Source organism: Halobacillus amylolyticus, from assembly GCF_022921115.1.
Classification (GTDB): Bacteria; Bacillota; Bacilli; order Bacillales; family Halobacillaceae; genus Halobacillus_A; species Halobacillus_A amylolyticus.
Map to the genome: position 1 here is coordinate 3,645,167 of NZ_CP095075.1, position 20,991 is coordinate 3,666,157.

The 20,991-nt window shown below is 40.7% G+C and carries 18 protein-coding genes; 13 read left to right on the top strand and 5 right to left on the bottom strand.

Annotation, left to right across the window (positions count from 1 at the left end; translation table 11 throughout):
* Window positions 1-141 precede the first annotated feature (141 nt).
* The 10 genes from MUO15_RS18390 (at window position 142) to MUO15_RS18435 (ending at window position 11,059) form a co-directional block, all read left to right on the top strand.
* Entirely contained in the window at window positions 142-1,923 is a 1,782-nt protein-coding gene (locus MUO15_RS18390) for a helix-turn-helix domain-containing protein (RefSeq protein ID WP_245031594.1), read from the top strand.
* Window positions 1,924-2,049: 126 nt separating this feature from the next.
* Window positions 2,050-3,216, top strand: a complete 1,167-nt coding sequence (locus tag MUO15_RS18395) for a hypothetical protein (RefSeq protein WP_245031596.1) — start codon at window positions 2,050-2,052, stop codon at window positions 3,214-3,216.
* Window positions 3,217-3,233: 17 nt separating this feature from the next.
* Entirely contained in the window at window positions 3,234-4,493 is a 1,260-nt protein-coding gene (locus tag MUO15_RS18400; RefSeq protein ID WP_245031598.1) for a metal-dependent hydrolase family protein, read from the top strand.
* Window positions 4,486-5,784: a M20 family metallo-hydrolase gene (locus MUO15_RS18405; protein WP_245031600.1), complete on the top strand. Its 1,299-nt coding sequence runs from the start codon at window positions 4,486-4,488 to the stop codon at window positions 5,782-5,784. The genes MUO15_RS18400 and MUO15_RS18405 overlap by 8 nt, the downstream gene beginning before the upstream one ends.
* 81 nt (window positions 5,785-5,865) lie before the next feature.
* Complete coding sequence (locus tag MUO15_RS18410; RefSeq protein WP_245031602.1) at window positions 5,866-6,684, top strand: DUF3100 domain-containing protein; 819 nt, start codon at window positions 5,866-5,868, stop codon at window positions 6,682-6,684.
* A gap of 2 nt (window positions 6,685-6,686) precedes the next feature.
* Window positions 6,687-7,139, top strand: coding sequence for a hypothetical protein (locus tag MUO15_RS18415; protein WP_245031604.1), 453 nt, complete (start codon window positions 6,687-6,689; stop codon window positions 7,137-7,139).
* A 174-nt stretch (window positions 7,140-7,313) separates the two neighbouring features.
* A complete protein-coding gene (dhaK, locus tag MUO15_RS18420; RefSeq protein WP_245031606.1) occupies window positions 7,314-8,309 on the top strand; it encodes a dihydroxyacetone kinase subunit DhaK in 996 nt (331 codons plus the stop codon).
* Window positions 8,310-8,328: 19 nt separating this feature from the next.
* On the top strand, window positions 8,329-8,949 hold the full coding sequence (dhaL, locus tag MUO15_RS18425) for a dihydroxyacetone kinase subunit DhaL (protein ID WP_245031608.1): 621 nt from the start codon (window positions 8,329-8,331) through the stop codon (window positions 8,947-8,949).
* 5 nt (window positions 8,950-8,954) lie between these two features.
* Window positions 8,955-9,335: a dihydroxyacetone kinase phosphoryl donor subunit DhaM gene (gene dhaM, locus MUO15_RS18430; protein ID WP_245031617.1), complete on the top strand. Its 381-nt coding sequence runs from the start codon at window positions 8,955-8,957 to the stop codon at window positions 9,333-9,335.
* A 449-nt stretch (window positions 9,336-9,784) separates the two neighbouring features.
* Complete coding sequence (locus MUO15_RS18435) at window positions 9,785-11,059, top strand: glycosyltransferase family 2 protein (protein ID WP_245031619.1); 1,275 nt, start codon at window positions 9,785-9,787, stop codon at window positions 11,057-11,059.
* 25 nt (window positions 11,060-11,084) lie between these two features.
* On the opposite strand, the gene MUO15_RS18440 is transcribed toward MUO15_RS18435, so the two are convergent.
* From MUO15_RS18440 to MUO15_RS18450, 3 genes are all read right to left on the bottom strand, one after another.
* Window positions 11,085-12,209: a DegT/DnrJ/EryC1/StrS family aminotransferase gene (locus tag MUO15_RS18440; protein ID WP_245031621.1), complete on the bottom strand. Its 1,125-nt coding sequence runs from the start codon at window positions 12,207-12,209 to the stop codon at window positions 11,085-11,087.
* Window positions 12,210-12,225: 16 nt separating this feature from the next.
* Window positions 12,226-13,527 (bottom strand): nucleotide sugar dehydrogenase, encoded by a 1,302-nt coding sequence (locus tag MUO15_RS18445; RefSeq protein ID WP_245031629.1) that lies wholly within the window; start codon window positions 13,525-13,527, stop codon window positions 12,226-12,228.
* A 514-nt stretch (window positions 13,528-14,041) separates the two neighbouring features.
* Entirely contained in the window at window positions 14,042-15,268 is a 1,227-nt protein-coding gene (locus tag MUO15_RS18450; protein WP_245031631.1) for a glycosyltransferase family 4 protein, read from the bottom strand.
* 184 nt (window positions 15,269-15,452) lie between these two features.
* On the opposite strand from MUO15_RS18450, the gene MUO15_RS18455 reads away from it, so the two are divergent.
* The 3 genes from MUO15_RS18455 (at window position 15,453) to wecB (ending at window position 18,582) form a co-directional block, all read left to right on the top strand.
* Window positions 15,453-16,208 (top strand): SDR family NAD(P)-dependent oxidoreductase, encoded by a 756-nt coding sequence (locus MUO15_RS18455; RefSeq protein ID WP_245031633.1) that lies wholly within the window; start codon window positions 15,453-15,455, stop codon window positions 16,206-16,208.
* A 27-nt stretch (window positions 16,209-16,235) separates the two neighbouring features.
* Window positions 16,236-17,207: a dTDP-glucose 4,6-dehydratase gene (locus MUO15_RS18460; protein ID WP_245031635.1), complete on the top strand. Its 972-nt coding sequence runs from the start codon at window positions 16,236-16,238 to the stop codon at window positions 17,205-17,207.
* Between the two features lie 298 nt (window positions 17,208-17,505).
* Window positions 17,506-18,582 carry a non-hydrolyzing UDP-N-acetylglucosamine 2-epimerase gene (gene wecB, locus MUO15_RS18465; RefSeq protein ID WP_256464147.1) on the top strand — a complete coding sequence of 359 codons (1,077 nt, stop codon included), beginning with the start codon at window positions 17,506-17,508 and terminating at the stop codon, window positions 18,580-18,582.
* Window positions 18,583-18,658: 76 nt separating this feature from the next.
* Here the strand turns inward: wecB and MUO15_RS18470 are convergent, their stop codons facing one another.
* Both MUO15_RS18470 and MUO15_RS18475 read right to left on the bottom strand, forming a co-directional pair.
* Window positions 18,659-19,663, bottom strand: a complete 1,005-nt coding sequence (locus MUO15_RS18470; protein ID WP_245031637.1) for a glycosyltransferase family 4 protein — start codon at window positions 19,661-19,663, stop codon at window positions 18,659-18,661.
* 43 nt (window positions 19,664-19,706) lie between these two features.
* Window positions 19,707-20,912 carry a glycosyltransferase gene (locus MUO15_RS18475; RefSeq protein ID WP_245036092.1) on the bottom strand — a complete coding sequence of 402 codons (1,206 nt, stop codon included), beginning with the start codon at window positions 20,910-20,912 and terminating at the stop codon, window positions 19,707-19,709.
* Window positions 20,913-20,991: the final 79 nt, after the last annotated feature.

The window sequence follows — 20,991 nt, forward strand, 5'->3', positions numbered from 1 at the left end:
TACTACCTCAGGTCAACCAGTATTTGGATGACCTGAGGTTACTTATGTTAAAAAACTAGATCGTTCTAAAAAGGTGAATGGTTTTCAAGGTTGAACATGTGTTACCTTTGTTAGTAACTATACATGTTAGGAGATGGCGTAATGGAAAGTGAGAAACGGCTGATGAGCTTAATCAATTCCGTGCGTGTTTTAAACTCAACAAGAGACCTTTCAGAAGTATTAAACCAGCTGATTAAAGAGGTGCATAACGTAATTGGTGGCGCCAATGCCAGTGTATTGTTTTTATATGATAAACAACTGGACATGCTTTATGCCAAAAGTGCCATCGGATTTGATATGGAGTATATGAAGCATGCTTATTTACGACCAGGGGAAGGAATGAGTGGTCGGACCTTTTTATTGAAAAGAGGAAAGATCTTTTATTCAGAGGATGATACCACACACGGGATGTCTAATGTCTCACCCGAAACCGAACACTTTTATGCTAAGTCTCTAGGCAGAATGGAATACCCGATGAGTGCGATTTGCGTGCCGTTGATATCAAATGATGACTGCATTGGAGTGCTGACGGTCGATATTTATTCAGAGGATATTCAGTTCGATGAGTCAGATTTACAGCTGCTTGAGACGTTCGCTGGGCAAGCGGCCATTGCGATTGAGAACGCCACGCTTTTTTCACAAAATGAGCGCACGAAGAAGATCCATGAAGAATTATCGAAGGTGTCCCTTTCGAAGGGAGGCTTGAGTGACATCACCAAATCGCTCGCGGGTTTAATGGGGAAACATGTAATGGTGTTCAATGAATTCAATGAGTCATTAGCGATATCAAGTCCGGAAGCAGGCCCGTTAGCAGATGAACTTAGTAAAAGCTTCGGTCCGTTACTGGAAACGAGTATCACTAAGCAAGGTTTCTCGTCTCATCGCACAAGTTTGTTTCAAAAAGACCATTTTATTTATTTCTTTCCCATTAAGACGGAAAAGCAGACGCTCGGTCTCCTGACCATCATCACGGAAGATTTATCCGAACTGGACCCTTTAGATAGGATCGCTATTGAACAAGCGATTACGATTTTCGCGATGGAAATCGACCGGCAGGAACGTCTTTTGGCAGAGGATTTTAGTCATTCGGGCTCGATTTTAGAACAGTTGATCCATGCCCCATATGATGAGCTGTCTTCTAATCATTTAGCAAAACTCAACTTTCCCGAACACAAATCTCATCACTATGTCATCGCACAGCTCTATATCAAAAATCCGCTGCTTGCTTTTGAAAAGATTAGTGAAAAGAAGCAGCAACTGATGCGGATCATCTATCGAGAGGTTTCGAGACTTCCATATAAGACGCTTGTGTATGATAAAAATATGGAGGTTACATTGATGTTCACGGTTTCCTCTTCAATGGATGAAGAGCAGGTGTTCCAGCATTTAGAGAAACTATTTTCAAAAATCATTCGAACTTCCAATGAGAAACTGGCGCTCGATAACTTAGCAGGGTTTGGTCAAGTCGTGGAAAAATTGAAGCACGTTCACTTGTCATACAGGGATGCGAAACGTTGTGTACAATATTTGCAGTCAGCGTACAACGGGAAATCATTGTTGACGTATAAACAGCTCGGACCGTATCGATTGTTTTTAAAATTTGATCGAAAAGAATTACAAGAATACGTCGACGAGATTTTGGGGACTATTATCAGTTATGATCACGACCATGATACTGAACTGCTGCAAACGCTGCGAGTTTACTTGGAATCGAATCAGAATATGGAAAAGTGCTCTAAGGAACTGTTTGTCCATGTTAATACAGTCAAGTACCGTTTGAAAACGATCTACGGAATATTGCATATTGAAAAGTTAACAGGTAGGGAAGCATTCGAACTACAGTTAGGGCTCCGTATTCTTGAGTATTTGAATGCAAAAATGTAACCCATTATAGATAACCGACAAAATTCTAACTCATTTTTTGTCGGTTATCTATATATTTTATCTATTTGAATTATCTTATAATTTTGACTACTAACTTTTAAAACTAAAGGAAAAGGATGTGTAGGAATGGCGCCCATATTTATTGTATTGATCCTAGTTTCTATTATTGCTTTAGGGGAAGTTCTCTCACTGTCATCGAGAGCAAAGATTCCTACATTATTAGTAGTTGTAGCTGTTACTTTTGTGTTGCTGCAAACCGGTATATTGCCGGAATCTTATATTGAAGCATCGACCTTCGTGGCTGCCGGCGGTGTGCTCGTTCCCGTATTAATCGTACACCTGGGAACGATGATCCCGTTATCTGTCATCAAAAAGCAGTACAAGGCAGTCCTTATTACATTGATAGGTCTCCTAGTATCTGTCGGAGCAATGCTCATCATCATTTCCCTTATTTTCGATTATAAAACAGCCGTAGCTGGAGCAGGCCCGCTAACTGGCGGAATTATCGCCTACATTGTTACGCAAGAAGGACTAACAGAAGCCGGTTTCACTTCGCTTGCCGCGATTCCGGTTGTTGTGTTTGCGCTGCAAAACCTTGTTGGCATGCCACTTACTTCTACGCTGTTAAGTAAGTATGCTGTGTCGATAAGGGATGATTTTTCTAGTGAAAATTATCCTGATCAACAAGATGATGAAATGGAAAGGGCAAGTAAGAACAAAAAATTGCTGCTTCCAGACCGCTTTATGCAAAGCAACTTCTTTCTGCTGTTCCTATTGTTTATTGGCGGGGCGCTAGCTACTTGGCTAGGTGAAATAACCGGCATCAATTATAGCCTCTGGTCGCTCGCTATCGGGATCATAGGGTTTGCTTTAGGGTTTTATCCTGACAAAACACTCGATCGCTCTAATAGTTCAGGACTTGCGATGGTGGCATTGATCATCGTCGTTGTTAATTCACTCGTTGGCATCACTTGGGACCAAGTTGTATCTTCGCTTGTAGCAGTATTATTCGTGATTGTAGTAGGGACGACAGGTCTAGTTATCGGTGGAATGATAGGAGCGAAAATTTTCAAATGGAAACCGACTAAGGCAGTACCGATCGTACTGACGGCACTGTACGGCTTCCCTGGAGATTATTTGATCGTAGAAGAAGTAAGCAGAAGTATTGGACGTAATGAAGCCGAACAAAAAAGGATTATGGATGAATTACTTGCGCCAATGTTGATCGGAGGTTTCACTTCAGTCACTGTTGGATCAATCGTTATCGCAAGTATTCTAATAGGTACACTTTAAAAAAGGAGAGATTGCTAATGGCCTATACACTAATTAAAAATGGAACGTTGCTCGATGGCCAAGGAAATGAGCCGGTCCCTGGTGCAGCTGTACTAATTAAGGACAATTTTATTGAGCTAGTAGGAAAGTCAGCAGAAATATCAATACCAGAGGATGCCACTGTGATCGATGCGACAGGCAAATATATTTTGCCGGGCTTAATCGATACGCACGTGCATATGGCGATGGAGTTGAGAAATATTCAAGACGCGATTCTGACACCTTTTTCCTATCGTTTTTATGAAAGTGTCCATTATTTGAAACGAACATTGGATGTCGGCATCACCTCTGTTCGTGATGCCGGGTTTTCAGATGCCGGTATGAAAAAAGCTGTAGAAGATGGCCTTGTGGATGGACCGCGCATGCAAGTAAGCATCAATCCACTAACGATTACCGGGGGACACGGAGATAATTGGAATCGTTCTGGAGTAGACACAACGATGCAGACGTATCCGGGAATGCCGAACGCGATTTGTGATGGCAAAGAAGCTGTTCGCAAAACAGTGCGTGAAATGCTGCGTGCTGGAGCCGATGTGATTAAAGTCCATGCGACAGGAGGAGTAACGAGTCCAACTGACCACCCAGAGTTTACCCAGTTCTCACAGGAAGAATTAGAAGTGATGGTGGAAGAAGCTCATTTTCGTAAAGGTATAAAGGTGATGGCCCATGCCCAGGGAGCAGAAGGTATCAAGAATGCTATCCGAGCAGGCATCTACTCTATTGAACATGGCATCTATATCGATGATGAAGCAATTGAACTGATGCTCGAGAATGGTACTTTCCTTGTCCCTACCTTGCTCGCCCCTATTTCCGTGCTAGAGTCGAGTGAGAAAGATGACAAGATGGCACCATATGCTGTCGAGAAATCCAAGGAGGTCGTTGAGGCCCATAGGGCAAGTGTTGCTAAGGCTTATAAAGCTGGTGTAAAGATTGCGATGGGAACAGATGCAGGGGTAATGGCACACGGGACCAACCTCCGCGAGCTTGGGCTGATGTGTGATATCGGCATGTCACCGATGGAAGCTCTTGTAGCCACTACTAAAACCGCGGCCGAGTGCCTTGGCTGGGAAGATCAAGTCGGAACAATCGAAGCAGGAAAACTTGCCGATGTCATTTTGACCGATGTGGATCCTCTTAAGGATATCCGTGCATTAGAAAACAGTGATCATATCACAATGGTTATGAAAAATGGCTCCGTCTATAAAAATCTAGCGGAAAGGAAGGGTGCACATGTCTAATAGTTGGGATTTATATACGAGATTAATAGAAGACTACAGTCCATCCCTTTCCTCTGGTGGCATCGATGGGGATAGGATTGCAAGAAGGCTGCATGAGATTTCCAAGATCGGTCTTACGGAAGATGGAGGAAGCCGGAGAGTTGGCTTCTCCCAGGAGGAAAAGCAGGCGAAAACATTGGTTAAAGGATGGATGAAAGAATTAGGTCTTTCTATCACAGAGGATGGTGCTGGGAATGTATTCGGCCGCCTAGAAGGGAAAAATCCTTCCCTGCCGGCGATTGTCAGTGGCTCTCATTTGGATAGCGTACCAAATGGCGGTCATTTTGACGGGCCCCTTGGTGTCCTTTCTTCGCTAGAACTAGTGGAAGCCTGGAAGGAAAACGGTTATCAGCCGACAAGGCCGTATGAAGTGGCAATTTTTTCCGATGAAGAGGGGTCTCGTTTCAACAGTGGTCTGACAGGAAGCAGGGCGATGACCGGTGATGTCGATATGGAACTTCAGCAGGGACTCGTCGACCAAGATGGGAACTCATTTGAACGTGTGATGAGTGAAGTTGGGTTATCTGCGGAGAGTTTCGCCGGTGCTGCTCGAAATCTGAACGAGGTGGCATCATTCGTCGAGGTCCATATTGAACAAGGGAAAAAGTTAGACGAGCAAAACCTTCCCGTAGGTATCGTATCTGGCATTGCAGGCCCAAGCTGGCTCGAGGTCGAATTTTATGGGAACGCAGGCCATGCCGGAAACACACCAATGACCGATCGCCAAGACGCATTAGTGGCTGCTGGGGGATTCATTAGCCGCATTCATAGTCTGCCGGGCCAGGTGAGTGATTCTGCCGTCGCTACTGTCGGGAAACTTCACGTCTACCCGAATGGAATCAATGTCATCCCGGGAAAAGTCGCCTTGCATGTCGATATTCGCGACATCCATGAAGACACACGAACAGAGCTGACTCAATTAATTATTGAGGAAGCAGAGAAGACTTCCCAAAATTACGGAGTTCGGTGCAGTCATAAACAAACGTTGCAAGTCACTCCAGTACCGATACAGTCTGATATCAAACAATACCTGCGCCAGGCAATGGAACAGCATCAGATTCCCGCGACAGAACTACCAAGTGGTGCCGGGCATGATGCATTAATCATCGGAAGCCACCTTCCAGTAGCCATGCTATTTGTGAAAAGTAAAGACGGCGTAAGTCATAACCCTGAAGAGTGGTCATCTTTAAATGACTGCGTTCAAGGTGTCCATGTATTGAAGGCATATGTGGAATCAATTGATCAGGCATAGCATGCAATAGTTAGTCAGCCAAGTTATAAAGAATCTGCTTAAAAAATAACAAATAAAGACAACAGATGAGGAGGCGGGCATATGTCTGAAGTGCAAAAAAATCTATGGAAGGATTGGCGTCTGCATGCACTTATATTTGTTATTGTAGTGATAACAGAGTTGATCGGCACACACGAATTTTCTGTTGGGCCAGGGGTTATTCTGTTATTGCCTATGCTTTATGCGATCATTATAGGTCTTGCTCTGTATTTCACCCCAATTGTTAAAGAAAAACAATCTAAACATGCCGAACCTCTAATTGTTCTAGGGGTCACGCTGTTAATTGCAAAAATTGGTGTGATCATAGGTCCGTCATTACCGCAAATTATTGCCGCCGGACCTGCCTTATTGCTGCAAGAGTTTGGAAACCTGGGGACCATTTTCATAGCCCTGCCGATCGCTGTCTTTCTTGGCTTAAAAAGAGAAAGTATTGGCATGACGCACTCAGTGGCTCGTGAACCCAATGTCGGGCTGATCATGGACAAATACGGATTTAATTCCCCGGAAGGGCGGGGAGTTATGGCCATTTACATCTTTGGAACAGTGTTTGGTGCCGTATTTATGGGCCTCATCTCTGGATTTTTAGCGACCATTACACCAATCCACCCGTTATCCTTTGCGATGGCATCAGGGATCGGCAGCGGCAGTATGATGGCAGCAGCCAGTGGCTCACTTGTAGCCGCCTTTCCTAGTATGGAAACGAATATCCTTGCCTTCGCCGGAGCAAGTAACCTCCTGTCATTATCGACCGGTTTGTACATGAGTATATTCATTGGATTACCGTTGACGGAAAAATTATATGATGTGTTAACAAAGCGAAGAGATAACAGGTCAGATGCTAAGACGGGAAGGGGTGCGTAACCATGCTGAAAAGTGTACAGGAATGGACATTGTTATTGCTGATCTTTGGAGTTGTTTCAATCCTTGGCAACTGGATTGGATATAACATCTTCCCAGTCGAGGCCATACCAGGTATGGTTATTCTCATTTTGATCGCTTTAGCAGGGCTGATTTTGCAAAAACTCCTCCCAATAAGGATTCCCAGCATAGCTTATGTTGCCATTATAGGTGTGCTAGTATCCATGCCATGGATGCCTGGCTCTGAACAAATCGTAGCTATGACAAACCATATAAACCTCTTAGCCCTTACCACCCCCATCCTTGCCTATGCAGGTATTGCGATTGGTCGTTCATGGGCCGATTTCGTCAAGCTTGGATGGAGAACGATTGTAGTAGCATCCTTTGTGATGCTTGGCACTTTCCTTGGTTCAGCGATTATAGCTGAGTTTGTTTTGAGAATGCAAGGTATCATTTAGCGGAATGTTTCATTTATTAAAGTCGATTGTTTAAGCTTCTGGTGCTTAAACAATCGACTTTTTTATATGCAAGTTGTGATGCATTATTATAAAATGATAACAAACGAACTTTCCTAGTCAGACAGAAGTTTTATCGCATTTAAAAATTGCTATATGAAAAGGAGAGGGTAAAAGATGAAGAAGATCATTAATAATCCTGAAGAGGTCGTTCAAGACATGCTAAAAGGGTTGATTGCTGCCCACCCGAATTCACTTAAGCAAATCCCTAATACTACAGTGATCGTTCGAAAAGGTGCACCTGTCCCTAACAAGGTTGGAATTGTCAGCGGTGGTGGAAGCGGTCACGAACCTGCTCATGCCGGCTATTTAGGTGAAGGGATGCTTGATGCTGCTGTATGTGGTGAAATGTTCACTTCACCTACTCCCGATCAAGTGTTTGAAGCAATCAAAGCGGTAGACAGCGGTTCAGGTGTGTTTCTTGTCATTAAAAACTACACGGGGGATGTTATGAACTTCGAGATGGCTGCAGAGCTTGCTGAGGCAGAGGGAATTAGTGTTGAGAAGGTTGTGGTTAATGACGATGTAGCTGTAGAAGACAGCTCCTTCACAACAGGACGGCGCGGTATCGCCGGGACGGTTTTTGTCCATAAGATTGCTGGGGCGAAGGCTGCTGCAGGAGGATCTTTACAAGAAGTGAAGGACGTGGCTGAAAAAGTGGTGGCTAACGTCCGTTCCATGGGCATGGCCTTAACTCCCTGTACGGTACCGGCTGCTGGAAAGCCTAGTTTTACTCTTGATGAGGATGAAATGGAAATTGGCATAGGCATTCATGGGGAACCAGGAATCGAAAGGAAGAAATTGACTTCAGCTGACGAAGTCGCAGAAGAATTGACGCAAAAGGTACTTGACGACATCAAATTTAACAGTGGCGATGAAGTAGCTGTCATGATCAATGGAATGGGGTCGACACCTGAGATGGAATTGTACATTTTGAATGGGAAAGTCCAAGAGATCCTTCATGAGCGAGGTCTTACTATTCATAAAACCTTTGTCGGTGAATATATGACTTCACTTGAAATGGCTGGTTGTTCCGTTACGTTGCTCAAACTCGATAAAGAAACGAAACAATTACTAGATTCAGATTCAAACGCGCCGGCCTTCCACAGCTAATAGGAAAGGGGTATCTAAAATGGAACTACAAGTTGAACAAATCGTGACATGGATGGAAAAGACGAACGAAAAAATCCAAGACAACAAAGAATATTTAACATCATTAGATCAGGCAATCGGAGATGGCGACCATGGCATCAATATGGCCCGTGGCTTCAAGGAGGTTGTCCAAAAAGTATCTGGATCCGATTATGAATCAGCTTCAGATATTCTGAAAGATGTTGCGATGACGTTGATGGGAAAGGTCGGCGGTGCAGCAGGACCGTTGTATGGTACAGCCTTTTTAAAATTGTCGGCATCAGTGAAGGGGAAGAAATCCATCGATTGTGGAAGCTTTGTTACAGGCTTAGAGGAAGCTTTGGCAGGTATGAAGCAGAGGGGAAAGTCAGAGCAAGGAGAAAAAACTCTAATCGATACTTGGGCTCCTGTTACTGAAGAGATGAAAAAGGCAGAAGACTTTGATGCTTCCCTTCTATTTGAAACAGCTAAAACAGCAATGGAAAAAACAAAAGATATCAAAGCGACGAAAGGCCGGGCAGCTTATCTAGGCGAGCGTTCAATAGGCCATCTTGACCCAGGGTCCGTTTCGTCCTACTACCTATTCACATCCTTGGCAGAAACGATCAGAGGAGGAGAGTAATTCTTATGTCACAAGTAGGCATTGTCCTGATTTCCCATAGCCCAAAAGTAGTTGAAGGAATCAAGGATATCATCAATCAAGTCGCTAAAGACGTACCTGTCGAACTTGCCGGAGGGACCGAGGAGAACGAAATCGGTACAAGTGTTGAAAAAATCCAAGCAGCCATCGAGCGGGTCCACACTGATAGAGGTGTGCTTTTGATCTATGATTTGGGTAGTGCAATGATGAACGCAGAGCTAGCCGTGGAAATGTCAGATTACGAAGATATTGAAATCGCTGAAGCACCACTTTTAGAGGGAGCTTATGTTGCTGCTGTCGAATCTGGCATGGACAAAAGCCTGGGGGACGTGAAGAAAGCATGTGAAAATGCACTCAAAAATGGATAAGGGAGACGTTCCCTCACTCTTGGAAGATCTAATTCCAATCTATGTGTGACCTTTAAATAATTGCATGAAATTCTTGTTATTTGCATGAAAATCGGAATAATTGCACGGAATTTAACTTTTTTGCATATAACCTGAGATTATTGCTTGAAAGTACCTAATATATGCATATTTGACCTAGCAAGTCCTCTTACGCGTCCAAAGTAGATAACAACTATACAGGCCATCCACACTTTGGATGGCCTGTGGTGTATGAACCATTTACTTTGAGGACCGCTATAAACCTAGCATCCTACTATAATAAACGGCCTCCCCTTAGGAGACCTCATAATTTCTTGAACCGTTGAATAGTTATAGAAGTGAAAAAATTGAAGCCCCAATTCTAGTCAATGGCTAGACGAGAGTCAGTTACAAGATTAAATATGAGCTTTGAAGAGAACGGAGGTTTACTGTTGAAAGATATAACCGCCATCCTCGTTCATTATTCCGATAAGGCAGCATTGCACAAGGCGTTACTCTCTTTACAAAAAATCAGCTCCAGGATTGAATCGATTGTGGTTGTTCAAGAGCAAAAAGTGTCTCTAAATAGGAGCCATGATTGGTTTGACCAGGTTCAATTTATTGCCACTAAAGATAGCGACATGGGGCAGACATTGAATGATACAATCTCTAAACTAACCAGTTCTTATGTGTTATTTCTTCAAGATAAGGATTACCTTTCCTCTACTGTAACCGCCGAATCCTTTCAGCTTTCCCACCCAAAAAAGATGTTAGGGAACCTTTATCGTAATCGAAGCATGGCCATCCATCATCCTTTACTAGTTCACACATCACTCCTTAAACAGCAGCGTTTTCTATTAGACCTTCAGCTGCCATTCCAAGAGGCTCGTTTTCCTGCTTGGCTTTCAAATGTGGATTCTTCTCTTACATTTTCCAAAGAAGAACTTGTGAGGCAATCAAGGAAAAATAGCTCCGCCAATACGATGGAAAAGCTAAAGTTCGTGCAGAAATATCAGTTGAAAAAAGCCAAAACGGAACACCCTACGCTTTCGGTCTTGATTTCGAATTATAATATGGGAAAATACGTTGAAATTGCCGTTGTTTCATGTCTTTTACAAAATGAACAGCCTGACCAATTGCTAATAATTGATGACGGCTCAACGGATAACTCCTTTAACCAGCTTCAACGATGGAGCGATGGGGAACGGGTGAAAGTATTTAACAAAAAGAATGGGGGAAAGGCGAGGGCTTTAAATGAACTGCTTCCTCATGTAACGTCTGACTTTATATTGGAGCTTGATGCAGATGATTGGCTTGATGCAGATGCTGTTTCCGTTATTAAAAAACGGTTAGCCGATCTTCCTGAGGATGTTTCGGTGCTATACGGTAATCTTAGAAAGTGGAAGCAGTTAACTGGGGACGTTCTTTTTAAGGGGATCACCAAAGGGACCGCTGTTAATGGAAGGGCTGACTTACTGTCATATCGCTTCCCCCTTGGACCAAGGGTGTACAGAACTTCACTTTTAAAAGAAAAGGGAGGGTTTCCCGTGGTTGATTTTGAAAATGGGAAGCTTTATGAGGACGTAAGTTTGTTAAATCAATTAATAAAGGATTATCGGTTTCGTTACCATGATTTCACTGTTTATAATGTACGGGAACATAGTGAGAGTATCACAAAAAATAATCCAGCAAAGTGGAAAGATTTTTTAAAAACATTAGATGTATAACGAAAGAGACCAATGGATACAGTGGCTATCCGTTGGTCTCCATAAATCTCTTAACCGTTGAAATAATATAATCTTGTTTTTGAAAAGATAGCATTGGAGAAATAGGAAGTGCTAATATTCGTTTAGCTGTCTTCTCTGCAATCGGAAAATCACCTTCCTTATAGTGAAGATAGTGAAAAGCCTCCTGCAGGTGCAGTGGAATAGGATAGTAAATGGCTGAAGCAATCCCATGATCTTTAAGTGCTGCAGCAAGTTCATCCCTGTTGTCTAATTCAATACAATATTGGTGAAAAGTATGTTCCCGATTATCTGTGGTTCGTGGAGTTTTAAAGAGATGGCTGAGGTGCTCAGTGTATCTGTTGGCGACCTCTTTTCGCTTATGCAAGAAAATATCTAAATAATATAATTTAACAAGCAAAACAGCTGCCTGAAATTCATCAAGTCTACTATTCATCCCGATTGAGGAATGATGATATTTCTTTTCACTCCCGTGGTTCCGAAGTTCACTAAGCTTTTCATGCAATTGTTTTTGATTGGTTACAACTAGACCAGCGTCTCCAAATGCTCCAAGGTTTTTTGAGGGAAAAAAGGAGAAGCAGCCAATATCGCCGATTGCACCAATTCTCTTTCCGTCATATTCTGTTCCTATGGCTTGGCAGGCATCTTCTATGACTCTCAAGTGATGTGTTTTTGCGATCTCGACAATTTCTTTCATTTTAGCAGACTGACCATACAAATGTACTGCAATTATGGCTTTTGTATTTTGGGTTATCGCTTGCTCAATTTTAGAAGGATCGATGTTATACGTTTCTTCTTCTATATCAACGAAAACTGGTTTAGCCCCTACCTGTGCAATGGCTTCACCGCTGGCAAAGAAAGTAAACGGTGTCGTGATTACCTCATCACCAGGACCAATGTTTAATGCTCTTAGCGATAATTGTAAAGCATCCGTACCATTTGCGACACCAAGACCATAGGAAGCGTTCACATATTGGGCCAATTGTTTTTCTAGCTGCTCTCCTTTGTCCCCCAAAATATAGTCCCCGCTATCTAAGACTTCCGTTAACATCGACAATACTGGATCTCTAATTAATCTTAACTCTTCCTTTAGATCAACCATTGGGATCTGCCCGAATTTGTTGTCTGACATTTTTTAACCCCCTTTCCTAATTTCCAATTCCTTTATATTTGATGCCTAATTGGGAAATCTCGTGTTCATTTAACTTATTACGACCGTCTAAAACGAGCTTACATTTACTAAACTTACTAAAGTCTAAATGGCTATATTCTTGGTGAAAGGCTTGAAGGATAACCACATCAATTTCAGAAACAAATGAGTCTTCCAAAGATAAAGGGTTAGCTCCATATTTTTGAATTTCACTATCTGTAAATAATGGGTCATTAATTAATAGATTTGCCTTTTTGTTTTTAAGTTGGTCAATGAGCAGCAAGGAAGTCGATTTTGTTGGCTCTTTTACATTTTCCCTGTACGATAATCCTAAGATAAGCACATTTTCATTCTCTAAGGATCCTATTTCTTTTTCAATTTTGGAAACGGCATAGTTAGCCATGTTGTCATTAATTTGCCTGGACATAGGGGTAAGTCCCTGATCTAATCCTTTATCTATAAAAAAGTAAGGGTAGATTGGAATGCAATGTCCGCCCACACCAATACCAGGGGAGTGTAAATGCGAATAGGGTTGACTATTACTAGCTGTTATGACCTCGGCCATATTAACGCCTTTTTCTTCTGCAAACACCGCAAGTTCATTAGCAAGAGCAATATTTACATCACGGTATACACACTCGGCTACCTTGGAGAATTCCGCGGTTTCTAAAGAACTAACTTCAATTAAATTACAATCTAGAGCTCTTTTATAAAAATTTGATGCAAGTTCAAGACTTTGCCTATTTAAACCTCCAACTACTTTTGGATAGTTTTGCAAGTCCTCAAGAATCCGATTTGAGTAGACTCTTTCAGGGCTATAGGCGAGGTGGAAATCCTTTTCCATGCTCAAACCCGAAAGTTCCTCTATCTTTTTCCCGAATCTATTTTTCGTGTCCCCAGGTGGAAGTGTTGTTTCAAAGATTACTAACGAGCCTTTCTTAATCCCTTTGGCTATATCGTGAACGGCTGAATCAATAAACTGGTAATCTACATTGTTTTGATCATCAACTAGAACGGGAACAATCACAACGATGATATCCGAATGGGCAACAGCTTCTGTGGTTACTGAAGTAGCCGATAGCGTGTTATTTTTATGGGCATGTAGGACGAGCTGATCTAATCCTGGCTCATTGTTAACATGGGATTTACCTTGATTTACTGAAGTGACCACCTCTTTGTTTATATCTGCCCCAACTACTTTATAGCCATTATTGGCGAAAACGGCAGCTAGAGTCAGTCCTATTTTTCCGAGGCCAACCACTGCTACATTCTGCAATGACTGGCTTTGGTCTATTAACATATTTCAACCTCATTTCTTTTGATCCTTAAGAAGTTCATTTCATACCTTATGTGTATTAAAATCATTGTGTTTGGACTTTTTGATATATTGTTTTTCCTTCAAATAAAATGTTACAAACTTTTTAAATACCCACATAGCGCTCCGCCGCTATTGGAGTGCGCTGGCGCTTTGCCTGTGTACTAAGTTCATCCACTTTCTGCGGATCTCTTATAAGATTTTCCAATTCTTTCGCTATGATGGAGGGGTTAGCCTGAGCATAGGGGACCCAAAAGGGGAGGATTCTAGCGGCCAATTTTCTTGTGATTGCTGATCAAAGACAATGGGGGGATGGTAGGAGAAAGGCATCGTTTCATTATGGGGGATTCCCTCCATTAATCCCGATAATTATATCCTCTGGACTATAGTCGAATGATCGATTGCTGCGTTTCTCATTTGTAAATAGGGACTTCCCCACAACGATCACTTCCCTCTCCTGATAATTGGGCCATTTCACAATATTTAAATTGATAACTTTTCAAAGGTTTTTCGCCAATTGATCATACACTTTAAATAGCCTTTTTTCCATGTGTTCCCAGCTGAAATCCGATTCCATTACCTTGCGTGAATTAATACCCATCTCCCGGGTCTTAACTCTATTGGAGTGAAGAAGAAGGAGGGCTTGAAGGTAATCCCGAGCAGTGGCCTGTAACTTTTTGACGACATGCCCACATTTATAGGTTTGGATAAATCTTTCCATGTCCGTGCACTGGTTTACTAAAATAGGGAGCCCATTATTTAAATAACTAAAAAATTTATTTGGCATAGCAAACCTATTATTCAAGGAGTTGGCAGCGTCTAAATCTATCCATCCTAGGTCCACATCGTTCATGGCTTCAGGGATTGAATCATAGCTCACCCACCCGGTAAACTGCACTTTTTCTTTTAGATGAGAGGGAATGCAAAAGTTAAGATCCTCTTTTGAATCCTTCCATCCTCCGATGATTTTAGCTTTCAGGTCAAATTGTTTATTACACATTTCCAATACATCCATCAACTTATTGAAATTTCCTCTTTTCTTATTCATTACACCTTCATACCCAATGACGAATTCTGATTTAGTACCTTGTCTTGGCTCATAACCGACAGCTAGTGGAGGGGAATTATAGATAACTTCTATAGGGAGCTGTGGCTCTATTGATAGATAATACGATTTAATAGATTCTGACACTGTTATCACGTAATCTAGCTCTTTTAACATGTGCTCAAGCATTTGCCTTTTGATTTTTTTTGTATTCTGGGGTTGGTTAATTAAAGGGTCAGGTTCTAGTTCATGGCTATCATAAATTAATTTGCAGCGTTTTCCCATTGAAGTTAAAGCACGTTTGATTCCGACGCCTGAATAGAGGGAAAAAAATTCATGAGCATGGTAGAAATCAGCCTTCTGTGCAATACCTAACTGTGTTAAGGAATCTGTAAAACGGGTATAGCTGCCTGAGCGAAGATTATAATGGAGATTTTTAATATTTTTCTCGGGATACATCTGTTCATATGTAACCACTTTAATTCCCTCATAAGTAAAAGCTTTCGATTGAAAGCTTTTACTAAAGGTACTTCCATCCACATCAAAAAGATTCCCATCTCTCCTAGGAACGATCATTGTTACCTTATATCCTTGTTTCACGAGGCTTTTGGCTTCCTTTTTAAATATCCGTGCATCTAAAAAAGGATGTTCAGTTACTAAAAAGCAAACATTTTTACTCATCATTTTCCTCCAGATAAGTTTTACTTCACCTGATAACTAAAAGGTAGGGGGCGATAAACACGTAAACTGCCCCCTCCTAATAACGTATTAACACCCTAAGTACATTATTCATATAAATAAGACTGAATATGCTTTCTAGCTTAAAGGTTCTTCGATATAGGTCTTAAAGGTTGGGGGAGAAAGGATGGAGTTAAATCTAAAGGGAAAAAGGGTGTTAGTTACCGGAGGTTCAAGAGGAATTGGAAAGGCAATAGCTGAAGCTTTTTTGAATGAGGGTGCCTCTGTGGGGATTACAGCTAGAAGTAATACAGAACTTTTACAAGCACAAGAGAAGCTAGGAGTACAAACTTATCAAAAAGACCTTGCAAAGCATGAGGATAGAGAACGATTAATGAGTGAATTTATTGATGATTTTAACACCATTGATGTTCTTATTAATAACGTGGGATCAAGCCACGGGGGAGCGGTTTTAAAAACTCCTTCAGGCGTGTTTAAAGAAGCAATGGAGCTGAATTTTATCTCTGCTGTTCATTTAAGTCAATTGGCCAGTAAACAGATGATAAACAAAGGCAAGGGAGTCATTATAAATATTTCCTCGATCTATGGAAAAGAAGCCGGTGGTATTCCTTCTTATAATGCTTCAAAGTCAGCTTTAATTAGCTTTACAAAATCTTTTAGTTCTGAGGCTATAAAAAATAATGTTCGTGTAATTGGCATTGCCCCAGGTGCTGTCTATCATCCAAATAAAGAATGGCAACGTCGGCTGGAACTTGATCCCGATTTTTTGAAAAACTATGCTCGAGATAAGATCCCAGCTGGACGACTTGGAAAACCCGAAGAGATTGGAAATGTTGCAGTATTTCTGGCATCTGATATGGCCTCCTGGATCGTGGGATCTACCATTACCGTCGACGGCGGGCAATCTCGATTGAATTTTTAACTATGAAACGGAAGGAAGTGCCAAATATTGAAACGACCGTCACTTGTTAATAGCACCATTTTAATTATTGGAGGGGCCGGTTTTATCGGAAGTCATTTAGTAGATAAACTACTAACAGAAGGCGCAGCTCAAATTATAATTGTTGACAATCTATTTATGGGGAAAAAAGAAAATGTTGAACATGCTCTAAAGAAAGACGTAATCCTTCATGTTGAAGACGCTGAGAATCAAGAAGCCCTGAACTATATCACGGAAAAATACGATATCGACATCGTTTTTAACTGTGCTACCAAAGCACTGAATTATTCATTTATAAATCCGTCCAATGCGTTTTTAACAAATGTTTTAGTTCTAAAAAACTTGTTGGAGCTTCAAAGAAAAAAGGCATTTCAAACATTGTGTCATTTTTCTTCTTCAGAAGCGTACGGTTCGGCTCAATACGAACCAATGGATGAAGAACACCCGCTTGTCCCGACAACAACCTATGCTGCAGGGAAAGCAGCAGCTGATTTAATGTTACAGTCTTATGTTAAGATGTTTAATTTGGATGCCTTTCTTGTTCGTCCTTTTAATAACTATGGACCTAGGCAGAATTTTGAAGGAGCCCTAGCTGGAGTAATTCCTCTTACCATTAAAAAAATTTTAGAGGAGGATGCTCCCGAGATTCATGGTGGCGGTCAACAAACTAGGGATTTTATTTATGTTGAAGACACCGTTGACATCGTATCGAAAGTCTTTCCTATTATTAAGCCAGGTGAGTGTGTAAATATAACTACAGACCAACAGTTGTCGATCAAGAACGTAATTGAAACCATAATAGACGTTATGAAATATAAGGGGAAGGTTATCAGAAAGCCTAATCGAACAGCAGACGTTAATAGCCATAGAGGATCATTGGAAAAATTACAAAACATGGTTGGTCAGTATCATAAAACGCCCTTTAAAGATGGCATTGGGGCCACTGTGCATTGGGTGAAGGCTAATGTTGCAAAAGGGTGACCGTAGCCACAGCCATCTATAATAACTTACTTTTCGAATGGATCTACTCAAAAGAGAGAATGGAACCACTGTTACAGAATAGTGTAATAAATTTAATCTTTAAGTACTTCATTTTTATTAGATAACTGTTATAAACATTCATCAATTTCTTCTCCATTTTCTCCCAAAAGTAGATTGCTCCATTACTTTTCAAGCATTCAAACCCATAGTGGAGTGATAATATCCTTGGTAGGCTTCTTATTTCTGTCATATAGGGGCCTGTTTTTCCCGGGGGACAATCATAGAAAGGGGGGATAAGGTGAAAATCTTAACAATAGTGGGAGCAAGACCTCAATTTATAAAGGCATCTATGTTGTCTAATACTATAAAATTTAGTTCGAAAATTGAAGAATTTATTGTACACACCGGCCAACATTATGACGATAATATGTCGACCGTCTTTTTTAAGCAATTAAACCTCCCGAAACCAGATTATTATTTAGGAGTCGGTTCTGGACCTCACGGGGAACAAACAGCCAAGATGTTATTGGATCTAGAGAAGATTATGACTTCTGTTCATCCGGATATTGTATTAGTATATGGTGATACAAATTCTACCATTGCTGGGAGCTTGGCTGCATCAAAGCTTCATATTCCAGTAGCCCATGTAGAGGCAGGGTTGCGCAGTTTTAACAAAAGAATGCCTGAAGAGATTAATAGAATTATTACCGATCACCTTTCTAATTATTTGTTTTGTCCTTCAAATGCTGCAGTTGAAAATTTAAAACGTGAGGGAATTGATAAGGGGGTATATCAGGTAGGAGATATTATGTATGAATCCGTCTCTCACTTTAAACCTTACGCACTGCGCCAATCCTCTATCCTGCGGGAGTTATCGCTTTCGGAAAACAAGTATTATCTGGCAACCATTCACCGGGCTGAAAATACAGATGATCCTGTTCGCTTAAAATCTATACTTGAAGCAATGCAACAACTAAGAATACCGGTGGTTCTCCCATTACATCCCAGAACTAAAAGTAAAATAAATCAATTTAAATTAGCGGATATAGTCTCCTCCCCGTCTGTTAAACTAATCGAACCATTAAATTATCTTGATATGTTAGCGATTGCCTCCAAGGCGAGAGTAATTTTAACAGACTCAGGTGGGCTTCAAAAAGAATCTTACATGCTTCAAGTTCCTTGTATCACCCTGAGAGAAGAAACAGAGTGGGAGGAAACCGTGCAACATGGTTGGAATCACTTAGTTGGTTCATCCACACAACAAATTCTAGATACTGTAAACACCATCCAACTCCCTAAAGAACATCCACCCCTTTTCGGGGATGGAAAAACTTCGCAAAAAATAATCGACATTTTGATTAAAGATTTCAATTAGCGATGGATGATTTAAGGGGAAAAGAATCCCTTTCTCTCCATCTTATAAATGTATTAAGTTAGGAAAACTTGCATCTCTATAATTTATTGTAGATGCCCAAATACTGATTAACGACTTTTTCAGCCATATGGTTCTGTATGACATAGGTTCTCCCGTTAAAACCTGTATTTCTTCTTTGCCTTGGGTTTTTAATTAAATTCCCTAAAACAGTAGTAATGGTATCCGGATTTGCATTCACAATGGGCAAACCAGCTGGGTATTTATCTACAAGATCTTCCCTGATATAGCATATAACTGGTTTTCCTAACGCCATCGCCTCAGAACTAACATAGCCATATGAACCGATCCTCAACTGGTCGATGACAATATCTGCCTGGGCAAAAAGAATTTTGGCTTCATCATTGGATAGTCCTTCAACCAATTTAAATTGAAATGATAACCCCGAACGTTGCAACTCCTGGACGGCTTTCAATATGAAATCAGTTCCTTTGATATGTCGTGAAGTAGGGGCGTGAACGACGAGAGGAGAAGTTTGTTTGACATCCGGATATTGTGGTTTAAATTGATGTACATCAATAGTATGAGGGATTACATAGGTATGTTTATATAAATTTGAAATATACCCTTCTAATTCAGGGTCTTGGACAATTGCATGATCGATATATTTTGATAAAGCGGCTACATTATTATATATTTTTTCTTCTGTCCATTCAGGCTTCACCTGAACATACGGGTTGTTTTTTCTGGCAACCGAAAGGAGTCGTATATCCGAACCATGATGGTGTACAACCATCTTCTTTCCAGCACGCTTCAGAATCTCCAAATCCCTTTTATCAGGAAAAAATGTTTCACCAAAATGAAAATGGAAGATGTCATACTTTGGTATAGATTCTAGTAAAAACTGTTCAATTCTATTCTCTCTTTCATTTTTTGACAGCAGATTAAGCTTTAAACATATATCTGGTTGAAATTTAAAAGGGTGTTCATCAAAGTGGCAAGAAGAAGCTTGAACTCCTTTTAGCCGTAATGCCTTACACAATTCGATCATAGGAGATCCATAAGAAATATGCAGTACTCTCACATTTATCTTTCCTTTCTTTTTACAGAAATCCTTATTTTCTCATTTACTTAGTTAGGAGTTGTTGGTAAACATTAAATAATCGTTTCTCCATTTTCTCCCATGAATATAAATTTTCCATTACTTTACGACTATTCAGACTCATTCTTTTCAAGTTGCTTTTATTTTGGCTAAGATATAGTAAGGCATCTGCATAATCCTGAGCTGTAGCATTCGTTTTCTCGACAACAACCCCACATTGATGTGTGTTTACAAAAGCCTCCATTTCATGACATTTATTCACTAAAATTGGTATCCCATTATTCAAATAACTAAAAAATTTATTTGGCATGGCGTACTTGAAATTAAGGGAGTTTTCTACATTCTCCAAATCAATCCAGCCAATATCAACATCTTTCAAATGATTTGGAATGTCAAGATAATCAACCCATCCAGTTAAGGTTAGATTACTTTGAAGGGGCTCTGGGATGGCGAAGGGATTATTAAACCGACTTCCCCCCACAATCTTGAACTGAAAATCTAACTTCTTAGAGCATAATTCTGTAATCCCAATAATCTTTTCCTTCATGCCTTTTTTATCATCAAAGTTTCCTTCATAGCCGATAGTTAACCCATTTGAACCATACTCTTTAGGTAGATATTTTTGAGCTAAAGGAGGTGAGTTATAGATTACTTCCACAGGCAGTTTTGGTTTATGAGATAAATACCATGATTTAATTGAATCTGAAACAGTAATCACGTAATCAACTTCATCCAGCATAATAAGGAGTTTCTGTTTCAATTCATCTCTATGTTTCTCGCTGTATCTAGGGTTCAAAGGATCAGGAGTCAATTCATGGCTATCATAAATTAACTTTACATCCTTTCCTTTTCTTTTCTTCATTAATCGTTTTATACCTACTCCAGCGAAAAGGGATAGGTACTCATGGGTATGATAAATATCAGCATTTTGCTGAATAGCGAGTTGCGTTAATTGATTGGTAAACCCTTGTGTTTCCCAAACATTCTCATTGCTTAATACTTTACTTAATTGATCTTTACAACTCTCCCAGTTGTATGTGACCATTTTTATTCCTTCGTGTGTAAAGACCTTATTCCTGAAACGTTTCGTAAAAGGGGTACCATCAATATCGAATAGATGACCATTCCTCCTCGGAACAATCATCGTGACATGGTATCCTTTTTTCTGTAAGCTTTTTGCTTCCTTCCTAAAGATTCTCGCGTCCAAAAATGGATGATAAGCAATAACCATGCATACCCTTTTTGACACAATTCCCCACCCTTTCTTGAACAGATAAATATCATGTGGATTTTTTGTTTCCTCTATACAT